The following is a 12412-nucleotide window of genomic DNA, read 5'->3' as shown; positions in this document are numbered from 1 at the left end:
GGAGTACGCACGTTAAGTGGGTGTTAACGGACCGAAAGAGACGCAGACGAATGACCGGACCTGATACCTGTCGTTCCGCTGCAACCGCCGCAGATTGCGGCGGCGCAGCAAGAGAGCTTCTGTGCCTGGAGTTTCGTTCCGCAGGGTTGAGCGCGTTAAGGACTGAATAAATCCGGTGGCCCTTCCACCGGCAAGGTGGATGAGGTGCCGAGATGTACAAGGCCATTGCCATCAGTGCTGTTGCCGCCGTCATGGGGTTCACCGCCCTGTTCGTGGGCGCTGCCGACGCCACCGGCTATTTCAAGCGCCAGCTGCCGGTCGCGACCGTGGAAATTCCCGCTGAGCAGGTCGCCGGCGATTGCGTGATGCAGTCGCGCTGGGTGAGTGATGCCGGCCGCATGGTCGAGGTCGAGCGTCCCGTCTGCTACTGAGGCCCCCCCTTTCCGGCTGCCTTGGCGGGTGTGGCTGGTGCGTTTCGCCTGAACCGTTCGCCCACTCATCGCTTACCTGGCCTGTTCGGTCTCATCGGCCTAACACTCCACCTCATCGGCCTCACGCTTCACTCGTTTCACAAGGTTAGGCTCGCGGCATCCCCACTCCCCCAAGCCCCAACGCGAGCCCATCAGCCCCGGCTTCTCCCCCAAGGAGCCGGGGCACTTTTTTGTCCGCGCCCCGCCGGATGAACAACCGCCAACCGCCCGTTCAGCAACCGTTGCCCGGCAACGTGCAAGATACGTTCATTCCGGCAACGGAAAGCCGACGGCAGCCGCCGTTCCCGCCGACCCGGTGGCGGCCCGACGCAAAACGCCCCGTTCCTGCTTCCCGCAGGGCCGGGGCGTTTTCTTTTGCCTGCCAGCGACTTACACGCTCCCAGCGGTCGCGGTGATGGCGTCCATCATCAGACGGAATTGGAAAGTGGCCGCGCGCCACGGCACCATCGAGGCAAGGGGCTGGCGCCCGCCTCCGGCGCTGGCCGGCACCATGGGGATCGCCGCAATGATGACCGCCACTCCGTCCGAACACGCCTACGAGCAGCTCGTCACCCACCGCTACCGCGACTTCGCCGCCTATAATGAGTGGGCCAACCGGCGCCTCTACGCCGCGGCTGCCCAGCTGAGCGAGGCGCAGTACCGGGCCGACCGCGGCGCCTTCTTCGGCTCGGTGCACGGCACGCTGAATCACATTCTCGTCGGCGACAAATTGTGGCTGCGCCGGATCACCGGCAGCGGCGACGAGCCTGCCGGGCTCGACGCTATCCTGTTCGAAACATTGCCGGAATTGGCCCAGGCCCGCGCTGCGGAAGATGCGCGCATCGCGGCCTATGTCGCCGGCCTCGACGCCACGACGCTGGCATCTGATGCGACTTACGCCAATGTCGCCGGCACCCGCTTCACCCAGCAGCTGGCGACGATTCTCGATCATGTGTTCAATCACCAGACCCATCATCGCGGCCAGGTTCACTGTCTCGTCAGCGCCTTGCTCGGCAACGCGGCGGCGCCCTCGCTCGACCTCATCGCCTTCCAGCGCGAGAGGGGCCTTTCCCGCCAGGGGTGAACGGCGGCTTGATCCGCCGTCTCTCTTGCCCGGCGGCGCGTGGCGCGGCACAAGACGGGCATGATCATCCTCGACGACATTTCCCTCCGCATCGCCGGCCGGCTTCTCATCGACCACGCCTCGGTGGCGCTGCCGGAAGGCGCGCGGATCGGGCTTGTCGGCCGCAATGGCACCGGCAAGACCACGCTGTTCCGCGCCATCACCGGCGATCTGGAGCTGGAGAGCGGCGATATCCGCATTCCCACCGCAGCCCGTATCGGCCAGGTGGCACAGGAGGCCCCGGCGGGTCCCGAGAAACTGATCGACGTCGTGCTCGCCGCCGATATCGAGCGCGCCAAGCTCTTGAAGGAACGCGAGGATGCCACGGATCCCGCGCGCATCGCCGAGATCGAGCTGCGCCTTGTCGACATCGACGCCCACGCCGCCCCGGCCCGCGCAGCACGCATTCTCGCCGGCCTCGGCTTCGACGATGCCGCCCAGCAGCGGCCCTGCTGGGAATTCTCCGGCGGCTGGCGCATGCGTGTGGCGCTCGCCGCCCTGCTCTTCGCCGAGCCGGATCTGCTGCTGCTCGATGAGCCGACCAATTATCTCGACCTCGAAGGCACGCTGTGGCTGCAGGACTTCCTCGCCCGCTATCCCCGCACCGTGCTCATCGTAAGCCATGACCGCGAATTGCTCAATGAATCCGTGGGGTTCATCCTGCATCTCGACCAGGGCAAGCTCACCCTCTGGCGCGGCGGCTATGATTCCTTCGAGCGCCAGCGTTCCGAGAAGCTTGTGGTCGACCAGAAGGCACGGGCGAAGCAGGAAGCCAAGCGCAAGCATATGGAAGCCTTTGTCGAGCGCTTCCGCGCCAAGGCGACCAAGGCCAAGCAGGCGCAATCCCGGCTGAAGGCGCTGGCGCGGATGGCACCTCTCGCCGACATTGCAACCGAGGCTGCCGCCGCCATCTCGATCCGGCACCCCGAGCGCATTCCCTCGCCGCCCATTCTCACGCTCGATGGCGTTTCCGCCGGCTATGAGCCGGGGAAGCCGATCCTGAAGGGCCTCACGCTCCGCATCGACCATGACGACCGCATCGCCCTGCTCGGCCCGAACGGAAACGGTAAGTCCACCTTTGCAAAGCTGATTTCCGGCCGGCTGGCGCCGCTGGGCGGAACGATGGTGCGGGCCGCTGGGCTGGAGATCGCCTATCTCGCCCAGCACCAGCTGGATGAGTTGGTGGCCAGCGAGACCGTGTACGACCATGTGCGCCGGCTGATGCCGGAGGCGCCGGAGGCCAAGGTGCGCTCGCGCGCGGCCGAGATGGGCTTTTCCGGGCAGACGGCCAATACGACGATCGCGGCGCTGTCGGGTGGCGAGAAGGCGCGGCTGCTGCTCGGCCTCGCCGCTTTTCACGGGCCGCATCTGCTCATCCTGGACGAGCCGACCAACCATCTCGACATTGCCGCGCGGCAGGCCTTGACCGAGGCGATCAACGATTTTCCCGGCGCCGTCATCCTCATCAGCCATGATCGCACCCTGCTCGACGCCAGCGCCGAACGGTTGTGGCTGGTCGCGGAGGGGACGGTGCGTCCCTATGACGGCGACCTCGACGAGTATCAAAAGCTTGTCGTCGGTCGCAGCGCGTCGTCCTCACGCAAGGAGGCGTCCGGCACCCGGGCCGATGAGCGGCGGCAAGCCGCGGACCGGCGGACGGAGACCGCCCCACTGCGCAAGCGCATCAAGGAGTTGGAGGCGGCAATGGTGAAGCTGGAGCGCAGTCTCGCCACGCTCGACGCCAAGCTCGCCGAGGATGCGCTCTATACGCGTGCGCCGCTTGAGGCCCAGCGTTTCGCCCGGGAGCGCGCGGCGGCGGCCGAAGCCCTCGCCAAGGCGGAAGAAGACTGGTTGCACGCGTCCGCCCGCCTCGACGAGGCGACCGCGTCCTAGACGCTGCCCGCCTATCCTAGCGAAAACTCCGGTGTGCTTTAGTGCCTCTTGGGTGCGAAGCGCGCCCCTGCGTCTATCGCCGCCTTGGCCCTAACCGTGCCAATTCGGCGGCGGCGGTTAGCCCTCGCCCCATTCCCGAGAAGAACCACCTCCTGCACGGCTGCTTGAAGGCGCGTCGTTCAAAAGCACCATCCCAAAAGCAAAAAGCCCCGGCACAAGGCCGGGGCTTTCCGTAGAGCCAATCTCGGAAGAGATCAGAAAGAACGCTTGGCCGAGAAGGTCACGCGGTTCTGGGTGGCTTCCTGCGAGTAGGAAACCAGCTCGGAGATGTCCGAGCCCGAGTATTCAGCGCTCAGGTAGTCGTACTGGAGGACAAGGGTCAGACCCTTAACCGGAACCCAACCGATGTTGACGCCGACGTTGTAGCCGGTGAAGTCGGTCGAGGAGATACCCTCGTAGGTGTCGGTGCCATCGGTGACAAGGTAGTCAACAGCGAAGTTGTCGGTCTGCGTGTAGCTGCCGACCAGACCCGTGAACACCGAGGGGGTCCAGTAGTGGATCAGAGCGCCGCCGACGTACCAGCCGGAAACCGCATTGCCGTAGGCATCGACGACCGGCATGGTGCCGGCGAGGCCGAGATAGCCCGGAGCGCCAGAGGCGTAAGCGCCTTCAACGTACAGGGTGGTGGTTTCAGCGAAGTCGAAGCGCACGCCGGCGAGAACGGCCCAGCCAGAGTCATCGTTGCTGTAAAGCAGCGGATCGACGAGATCGATCGGGTCGTAGTCACCGATCTGGTGCCAGGCGCCCGACACCTTGAACGCACCCCAGGTGCCTTCGTAGGCAATGTTGGCGACGATATCGGGAACCTGCTGGCCGCTGAGCTCTTCGAAGTTCGCGAACTCGTCTTCACGGCCATACGAATCTTCGAGGGCGATGGTCGCCGAGAAGCCGTTGCCGAAGTCAGCGGTGTACTGGATCACGTTCAGCGTGGTGTCGGAATAGAACGAACCCGGCTGAATGCCCTGCCAGCCGTCGCCGGCCCAGAAGTCGAACGCCGAAGTAGCGCGACCGAAGGTGAAGCCAGCGAACTGGATGTAGCCGTACTTCATTTCAGCCTGGTTGCGAATGCCGTCGCTGAAGCTGAACGCGCCGGTGTCGATTTCCTGACCGAAGCCGTAGTTTTCACCCGCATTGAAGCGGCCTTCGAAGTACGAACGCAGGGTGCCGTATTCGGTCTGCGTGCGGGCATCGAGCTGAACGCCGACGCGGGTGAGGAAGTAGCTCTGCCCATCCGGATCGTAGTTCGTACGACCGAAGAAGGTCGGCGTGTTGACGCTCGTCTTGGCGTCGATGTCTGTGTAGTAGGTGTCGGCGGTGACATAGCCACCAACCTTCAGGCAGGTGTCGGTGCCGGGGATGTAGTAGAAGCCCGCGCCGTAGGTGGAGCAGATCTTCACATATTCCGCAGCCTTCGCCTTCACAGGCAGATCGGCCGCCGCAGCAGTCCCGACCATAGCAAGCCCGGCAACCGAACCGAGCAGCACATTCTTAATGACCGTCTTCAATTTCATTCTCCCCCAAATTGGACCAATGTTGGGTTTTCAATTGTCAGGACCCGCCGCACGGCGCGGCACCCACAGCGATACTGTTCGAAACCACCGGGCGGTGCAAAGCCAAAGTGGTACCAAACGGCCCCTCCTGCCCATTCCGCAACGAAGTGTTGCCATCGAGACACAATTTTCACGCCACCCCGCTCCTGGATGGAACCCGACGCCGCCTTGCGAAAAGCGTCGGTAAATCAAGGATTAACGGGAACACGCGGGAGCGGCGGCGCGGCAATTGTGGCAAGCGGCGCCACTGCGGGGCCCCAATCAGCGCCGCTGCCAGCGCCCATTGGCGTCCTGCTGCCAGTAGGTCACGTCGTGCCCGGCGGCACGCGCATCACGCCAGGCCTGGCGAACAGGCGCGACGGCATCGGAATCGTTGCCGTCAAACAGGTGGATCACCCGCTGATAGGCGCCGGGATCGGGAATCGCGGCGCCGTCGATCAGAAAACGGACCACGGCGGCGTTGGGATTTGATTCGTCTGTTGTGAGAAGAATCGGCTGGCGCGCCGGCTCGGCCTGGCGGTCGGTGCCATGCGGCAGGAAAGAGCTCTCGTCATAGGTCCAGAGGAGAGCGTCCAGCGCCTCGACCCGCTCCGGGGAGGTCGCCTGCACCGCGCAGCGCCATCCCCGCTCCAGGCATTTCTCCAGGAGCTGGGGCAAGGCGGCGTCCAGCGGCCGGCTTTGCAGGTGATAGAAGAACACTTCGCTCATGAAACGAGCTCCCTATCCCTGCCCACGCGGCCGCCGGAAAGCGGGCGTCACGATTCGTAGTGACGCGCCACCAGATCGTCGAGCAGGCGCACGCCCCAGCCCGAACCCCAGCTGCGGTTGAACTCGGTGGCGGGCGAGGACATGGCGGTGCCGGCAATGTCGAGATGCGCCCATGGCACGTCACCGACGAAGCGCTGGATGAATTGCGCGGCCGTGATCGAGCCGCCGAAGCGCCCGCCCGTGTTCTTCATGTCGGCGAACTTCGAATCGATGAGCTTGTCGTACTCAGCGGAAAGCGGCAGGCGCCACACCTTCTCACCCGTGGTCAGCCCAGAATCGGTCAACCGCTCGGCGAGCGTGTCGTTGTTGGAGAACAGGCCTGCATGCTCGGTGCCGAGAGCAACGATGATGGCGCCGGTGAGCGTGGCGAGGTCCACCATGAACTGCGGCTTGAAGCGCTCCTTGGCGTACCAGAGCACATCGCCGAGCACGAGGCGGCCTTCGGCGTCGGTGTTGATGATCTCGATGGTCTGGCCGGACATCGAGGTGACGATGTCACCGGGTCGCTGCGCCTTGCCGTCGGGCATGTTCTCGACGAGGCCGATCAGGCCAACCACATTGGCCTTCGCCTTTCGGCTCGCTAGCGCGTGCATGAGGCCGACGACGCAGGCAGCGCCCGCCATGTCGCCCTTCATATCTTCCATGCCGGCAGCCTGCTTGATCGAGATGCCGCCCGTATCGAACACAACGCCCTTGCCGACGAAAGCGACTGGCGCCTCGCCCGCCTTTCCGCCGTTCCAGCGCATCACCACGACGCGGGTCTCCTCGGCGGACCCCTGGCCGACACCGAGCAGCGCGCCCATGCCGAGCTTTTTCAGGTCCTTCTCGCCCAGCACTTCGACATCGACGCCGACCTTGGCGAGATCGCCGGCACGCTTGGCGAATTCGGTGGGGGTGAGGACGTTGGCGGGCTCGTTCACCAGGTCGCGGGCGATCACCACACCCTCACCGATGCCCTCGCGCTTCTTCCACGCCCGCTTGGCCGCGGCATCGTCCTCTATATAGAGAGTCAGCTTCGGCTTCGCCGTCGCCTCATCGGGCTTCTTCTTGGTCTTGTAGCGGTCGAAGGCATAGGCGCGCAGACGCAGGCCGAGCGCCAGCTCAGCCGCCGCCTCGGCCGGCACCTCGCCGCCCGGCAACGCCAGCACGACGCTCACTTCCTTCGCCGAAGCGGGCAGGCGCCCCATGATGGCCCCGCCGAGCTTGAGCCAGTCGAAGGTCTTGAGGCTCGCCGCCTTGCCCACCCCCATGACGATGAGGCGAGAGGCGTCCAGCCCCGCCGGCGCCAGGATATCCAGCCCCTTGCCGGACTTGCCGGTGAACCGATCCGCCTGCATCGCGCTTGCCACCAGCGTGGCCGCAGGCGCCAGAAGCGTTTCGACGGCCGGCGCAAAGTCCGGCGCATCCCCCTCGGCCGGCTCCGCAGCCAGGAGGACGACGAGCCCTTCCAGAGTGGCCGGAAGCTTGGCAAAACTGATCTTCACATGGTCGGGCATCGGGGCACCTTGATTGGTCACGGCTTTGTTCGTTCTCTTTAGCCGAATGTGCGACGGGGGACGAGCCTCAAACGGGCCGCGGGGCCAACGCGCCGCCGCCCGATTTGCGCCGGAAGGCTCAGCCAATTATGCATCGTGCGCAAGCATGGCCACGCCGGGGCAGCGGGCATTCACCGACAGGGATCAGGATACGCCGCTCGATGAACCGCCTGGACCGTTATGTGTTCCGCTCGGCCGCAACGGCCTTCCTCGGAACGCTGCTGGTACTGACCGCCATGATCTGGGTGACGCAGGCCCTGCGCGAACTCGACATCATGACCACGCAGGGCCAGACGATCATTGCCTTCGTCGTCATTACCGCCCTCGCCCTGCCGGCCCTCATCCTCGGCCTGGCGCCGGCGGCGCTGTTCATGGCGGTGGCACAGACGCTCTTCCGGATGAACAGCGATTCCGAAATCGTCGTGGCAAGCGCGGCCGGCATTTCCACCTGGCGATTCCTGCGGCCGCTGGTGATTCTCGCCTTGCTGGTGGCGGCGGGCTGCGCCGCGCTGTCGATCGAACTTGTGCCGGCGGCGATGCGCCAGTTCCGCTATGAGATTACCCGGGTGCGCGCCGATGTGGTCGCCTTCATCGCCCAGCCCGGCCGGTTCACCACCCTGTCCCAGGGCATGGTGTTCCATGTGCGCGAGCGCAACGCCAACGGCGTGCTGGGGGGCATCTTCATCAATGATGCGCGCGATCCTAAGGAAGTGAACACCTATCTCGCCGAGCGTGGCCAGGTGATCGACTCCGCCGAAGGCACCTTCCTGGTTCTGGAAGAGGGAGCCATCCACCGACGCACCCCCGGCAAGCCGGACAGTAATGTGGTCGAGTTCCAGCGCTACGCCTTCGACCTCTCGCCCTTCACCAATAGCGGCGAGCCGACCGTTTACCGCGCGCCGGAGCGCTCCTTCCGTGACCTCTGGAGCCCCGACCCGAAGGATGTGGTCGTCAGGATCGAGGGCACGGGACGGTTTACCGAGGAGCTTCACCGGCGGCTTTCGCTGCCACTCTATGTGCTCGCCTTCTTCGCCATAGCCTGCGCCGCGCTCGCCGAACCGCGCACCACCCGCGAAGGACGTGGCCTGGCCCTGGCAGGTACCGCCCCCTTCATCATCTTCCTGCAGGTTACCAGCTTCGGGCTGGTCAACCAGGTTCGCACGGAGCCCGCCCTTATCCCTGTCGTGTACCTTGTGCCGATTGTGTTCATCATCGGGGCGATGATCTCGCTAAGCGGGCGTTTCAAGCCACGCATGCCGGAAGCGATTCGCATAAGGATCGACCGCCTCGCCCAGCGCGTCGTGCGCGCGACCGTGAACTGAGCCGCCGATGCGCGATCACAATGAAATCACCGGCAGCGGAGCGGCGGCATGATCGGACGCACGCTGGGGTTCTATTTCGGCCGCCGGTTCATCACCTCGGTGATGGGCATTTTCGTCGGCTGCGCCAGCCTGATCATGCTCATCGACCTGCTCGAACTGTCCCGGCGCGTCGGCGAGCGCGATGTCGATTTCGGCACGCTTCTGCTGCTGGTGTTCTACCGCATGCCATTCTTCACCGAGCAGTTGCTGCCCTTCGCTGTGCTGTTCGGCGCGATCGGAACGTTCCTCACGCTGTCACGGCGGCTGGAACTGGTGGTGGCGCGCGCCGCTGGCATTTCGGCCTGGCAATTCATCGCTCCTGCGGCGCTGATTGCCGTTGCGCTCGGCACGTTTTCCACAACGGTCTACAACCCTGTCTCGGCCCTGTTCAAGGAACGGGCGAGCCGACTGGAAGCGGAGATCTTCAACCGCCAGACCGGCCTGTTCGCGGCCGGCCGCAGCGGCTTCTGGCTGCGCCAGCAGAGCATCGACGGACAAGCCATCATCCAGGCGGCGGCCACCAGCAATGGCGGACGCGAACTCACCGGCGTCAACGTCTTCCTGTTCGACACGCACGACAAGCTGCTGGAGCGCATTGAGGCCCGCCGCGCCGTGCTCGATCCCGGGGCGTGGCGGCTGGAAAATGCGCGCGTATTAACTCCGGCAATAGGTTTGCAGGAGTACGACGTGTACATGCTGGCTACCAATCTCACGCCCAATCAGGTGCAGGAATCGCTTCAGAGCGAGACCGTGCCTTTTTGGGATCTGCCCGCCGCCATTGATGCCGCGACCCGGGTCGGATTTGGCGCGGAACGCTATCGGCTGCAATATCAGAGCCTGCTGGCGCGACCCGCGCTGCTGCTGGCGATGGTGCTGATTGCCGCCTCGGTGAGCCTGCGCGTGTTCCGGTTCGGCGGCATCGGCCAGACGATTCTCGGTGGCGTCGCGGCCGGCTTTCTGCTTTATGTTTTCACCAAGCTCGCCGAGGACCTCGGTGAGGCAGGGATTGTGCATCCCATTATAGCAGCGTGGTTTCCAGCGGGCGTAGGAGCATTGATGGGCATTCTCATCCTGCTTCACCGGGAGGACGGATGAAGGTCGGCAACGTGATAGCCGGCCAGGCAGATTCGGCGATCCCGCGGCTGAGAAGTCGCCTGCGCCGGTCTGTCTGTGCGTCGATTTTCGGAGCAGGCTCCGTTGCGTTGGTCGCCTTCGGCCCGGCGACGCTTGCTCATGGTCAGACGACTCTTGGCCAGACGAATGCTGCCCAGACAACGGCGGCGCAGCCCGCCGGCCTCGTCGGTGGCTTGGTCACGCGGCAAACCGACCCCAATGCGAAGATGCTCGTGACGGCCGACGAGCTTGTCTACGACAACACCCGCAACGAGGTGATCGCGGAAGGCAACGTCCAGATCTATTATGACGGCGCGGTCCTTGAAGCGAAGCGGGTCGTCTATGATCGCAACGCCAACCGGCTGCGTGCCGAAGGTGGCGTGCGGCTGAAGGACAAGGACGGCACCGTCATCGCTGCCGACAACCTCGACCTGTCGCAGGACTTCAGCAACGGCTTCGTCAACTCGCTGCGCATCGATTCGCCAGAGGACATGCATTTCGTCGCTGCCCGCGCCGATCGCGAGAATGGCGACACGACCGTCCTGACCAGCGGCGCCTACACGCCGTGCGAACCCTGTAAGGAAAATCCTCAGAAGCCGCCGATGTGGCAGGTGAAGGCCGCCAAGATCATCCATAAAGAAAAGGAACAGATGATCTACTTCGAGGATGCCAGGATCGAGTTCCTCGGCATCCCGATCGCGTGGGTTCCCTATCTCGAAGCGCCCGATCCGACGGTGAAGCGCAAGTCCGGCTTTTTGATCCCGCAATTCGTGAGCACTTCCGAGATCGGCTACGGCGCGACCATCCCCTATTTCTGGAACATCGCGCCCAATATGGACGTGACGTTCTCGCCGATGATCGTCTCCAAGCAGGGCGTGCTGCTCGACGCTGAGTTCCGGCACCGGCTGGAAACGGGCAGCTACAGCATCCGCGCGGCTGGCATCGATCAAATGGACAGGGACGAGTTCCAGGGCCAGCCCGGTGATCGCGATCAGCGCGGCGTGGTCGAGACGCACGGCCGCTTCAACATCAACCAGAACTGGTACTGGGGTTGGGACGGCTGGCTGATGTCAGACCAAACCTTCCTCCAGGACTACAACCTCATCAGCGCGACGACGCGCGAGGTCACCTCGCAGATCTATCTCGTCGGCCAGGGCGACCGCTCCTATTTCGACCTGCGGGCGATGTATTTCACCGGCCTGACCTCGTATGACGTCGAGTCGCAGCAGCCGGTCATCCACCCCGTACTCGACTACAGCAAGACGCTGGGCGATTCGATCTTCGGCGGGCAGTTCAGCTACGACATCAACTTCACCAGCTTGACGCGCGACCAGATCGACCTGCGCGCCACCTCCGCCGCCTATGCGCCGCTCGTGCCGGAGCTTTACGACGGGCCCACCAACCAGTGCGACATCTCGCGAATTCCGTCCGGCGTGAGCTTGCGCGACGCCTGCCTGATGCGCGGCATGGTCGGCAGCTACAGCCGCCTGTCCGGCGTGGTCGACTGGCGCCGCACCTTCATCGACCAGGCCGGCCAGACCTGGACGCCGTTCTTCAACATGCAGCTCGATGTCGCCTCGGTGCAGGCCCAGACCGAGGACGAGCCGTGGCTCGGCACCGGCGGCGACACGCAGCTCGTGCGCGCCATGCCGGCCGTCGGTCTCGAATACCGCTACCCCTTCATCGCGGTGCAGAACTGGGGAACCCAGACCATCGAGCCGATCGCCCAGGTCATCATCCGGCCGGATGAGACCCATATCGGCCAGCTGCCGAACGAAGACGCGCAGAGCCTGATCTTCGACGACACCAATCTGTTCGAGATCAACAAATATTCCGGCTATGACCGTGTGGAAGGCGGCGGGCGCGCCAATGTCGGCATCCAGTACACCGCCAATTTCAATGATGGCGGGCAGATCAACGCCCTGTTCGGCCAGTCCTACCAACTGTTCGGCACCAACTCCTACGCCAATTACGACATGGCGAACACCGGTGCCGAATCTGGCCTGGAAGACGATGCCTCCGACTATGTGGCTCGGCTCTACTACCAGCCGACCGCGAATTTCTCGCTCATCAACCGCTTCCGCTTCGACAACAGCGACTGGTCAGTCGAGCGCTACGAGGTCGAAGGCCGGGCGGTTATCAACAAGCAGCTGACAGTCTCCGCGCTCTACGGGCTGTACACAGCCCAGCCCCTGCTCGGCTATTACGAGGAGCGCGAAGGCATTCTCGGCACCGGCACGCTGAAGCTGAGCGAGAACTGGAACCTGCAGGCGGCCGCGCGCTACAATCTCAATCTCGACGAGATCGACTACACGCTGTTCGGTATCTCCTATATCGATGAATGCTTCGGCATCGCGCTCAGCTATCGTTCGGATTACACTGAAAGTGGCAATCGCGAGCGCGTCGACACGGTCCTCGTCACCTTCACGCTGAAGACGTTGGGCGAGGCGGGCTTCTCCACCGATGTGGGGTCGAGCGGAAGCAGCGATTAGGCCTTGGCGTCGCATTGACGCCACATCCGCCGACCAGAACAGCGCGG

General features: G+C 64.3%; 9 protein-coding genes. 6 read left to right on the top strand and 3 right to left on the bottom strand.

Annotation, left to right across the window (positions count from 1 at the left end; all coding sequences use genetic code 11):
* Window positions 1–212 precede the first annotated feature (212 nt).
* The 3 genes from BLO63_RS16800 (at window position 213) to BLO63_RS16790 (ending at window position 3486) form a co-directional block, all read left to right on the top strand.
* A complete protein-coding gene (locus tag BLO63_RS16800) occupies window positions 213–431 on the top strand; it encodes a hypothetical protein (protein WP_091442900.1) in 219 nt (72 codons plus the stop codon).
* A gap of 565 nt (window positions 432–996) precedes the next feature.
* Window positions 997–1554: a DinB family protein gene (locus tag BLO63_RS16795; protein ID WP_091442898.1), complete on the top strand. Its 558-nt coding sequence runs from the start codon at window positions 997–999 to the stop codon at window positions 1552–1554.
* Between the two features lie 60 nt (window positions 1555–1614).
* Complete coding sequence (locus BLO63_RS16790) at window positions 1615–3486, top strand: ABC-F family ATP-binding cassette domain-containing protein (protein WP_091442896.1); 1872 nt, start codon at window positions 1615–1617, stop codon at window positions 3484–3486.
* Between the two features lie 254 nt (window positions 3487–3740).
* Here the strand turns inward: BLO63_RS16790 and BLO63_RS16785 are convergent, their stop codons facing one another.
* The 3 genes from BLO63_RS16785 to BLO63_RS16775 all read right to left on the bottom strand — a co-directional run bounded on the left by BLO63_RS16785 (window position 3741) and on the right by BLO63_RS16775 (window position 7360).
* Window positions 3741–5057 carry a porin gene (locus BLO63_RS16785; RefSeq protein ID WP_091442893.1) on the bottom strand — a complete coding sequence of 439 codons (1317 nt, stop codon included), beginning with the start codon at window positions 5055–5057 and terminating at the stop codon, window positions 3741–3743.
* A gap of 300 nt (window positions 5058–5357) precedes the next feature.
* Window positions 5358–5804 (bottom strand): DNA polymerase III subunit chi, encoded by a 447-nt coding sequence (locus BLO63_RS16780; protein WP_091442891.1) that lies wholly within the window; start codon window positions 5802–5804, stop codon window positions 5358–5360.
* A 47-nt stretch (window positions 5805–5851) separates the two neighbouring features.
* Window positions 5852–7360, bottom strand: coding sequence for a leucyl aminopeptidase (locus BLO63_RS16775; RefSeq protein WP_091442888.1), 1509 nt, complete (start codon window positions 7358–7360; stop codon window positions 5852–5854).
* 200 nt (window positions 7361–7560) lie between these two features.
* Here BLO63_RS16775 and lptF point away from each other — a divergent pair, with 200 nt between their 5' ends.
* The 3 genes from lptF to BLO63_RS16760 all read left to right on the top strand — a co-directional run bounded on the left by lptF (window position 7561) and on the right by BLO63_RS16760 (window position 12365).
* Window positions 7561–8721 (top strand): LPS export ABC transporter permease LptF, encoded by a 1161-nt coding sequence (gene lptF, locus BLO63_RS16770; RefSeq protein ID WP_091442885.1) that lies wholly within the window; start codon window positions 7561–7563, stop codon window positions 8719–8721.
* Between the two features lie 48 nt (window positions 8722–8769).
* A complete protein-coding gene (gene lptG, locus BLO63_RS16765) occupies window positions 8770–9855 on the top strand; it encodes an LPS export ABC transporter permease LptG (RefSeq protein ID WP_091442883.1) in 1086 nt (361 codons plus the stop codon).
* Window positions 9856–10100: 245 nt separating this feature from the next.
* Entirely contained in the window at window positions 10101–12365 is a 2265-nt protein-coding gene (locus BLO63_RS16760) for an LPS-assembly protein LptD (RefSeq protein ID WP_244517923.1), read from the top strand.
* Window positions 12366–12412: the final 47 nt, after the last annotated feature.

The sequence above is a fragment of the Ancylobacter rudongensis genome (assembly GCF_900100155.1).
GTDB classification, from domain to species: domain Bacteria; phylum Pseudomonadota; class Alphaproteobacteria; order Rhizobiales; family Xanthobacteraceae; genus Ancylobacter; species Ancylobacter rudongensis.
Note: the sequence above shows the minus strand (reverse complement) of the source record. Positions and strands in the feature narration are given on the sequence as shown.

Coding starts and splice junctions, on each gene's coding strand:
- BLO63_RS16800 (WP_091442900.1), top strand. CDS start 213: ATGTACAAGGCCATTGCCATCAGTGCTGTTGCCGCCGTCATGGGGTTC.
- BLO63_RS16795 (WP_091442898.1), top strand. CDS start 997: ATGATGACCGCCACTCCGTCCGAACACGCCTACGAGCAGCTCGTCACC.
- BLO63_RS16790 (WP_091442896.1), top strand. CDS start 1,615: ATGATCATCCTCGACGACATTTCCCTCCGCATCGCCGGCCGGCTTCTC.
- BLO63_RS16785 (WP_091442893.1), bottom strand. CDS start 5,057: ATGAAATTGAAGACGGTCATTAAGAATGTGCTGCTCGGTTCGGTTGCC.
- BLO63_RS16780 (WP_091442891.1), bottom strand. CDS start 5,804: ATGAGCGAAGTGTTCTTCTATCACCTGCAAAGCCGGCCGCTGGACGCC.
- BLO63_RS16775 (WP_091442888.1), bottom strand. CDS start 7,360: ATGCCCGACCATGTGAAGATCAGTTTTGCCAAGCTTCCGGCCACTCTG.
- lptF (WP_091442885.1), top strand. CDS start 7,561: ATGAACCGCCTGGACCGTTATGTGTTCCGCTCGGCCGCAACGGCCTTC.
- lptG (WP_091442883.1), top strand. CDS start 8,770: ATGATCGGACGCACGCTGGGGTTCTATTTCGGCCGCCGGTTCATCACC.
- BLO63_RS16760 (WP_244517923.1), top strand. CDS start 10,101: ATGCTCGTGACGGCCGACGAGCTTGTCTACGACAACACCCGCAACGAG.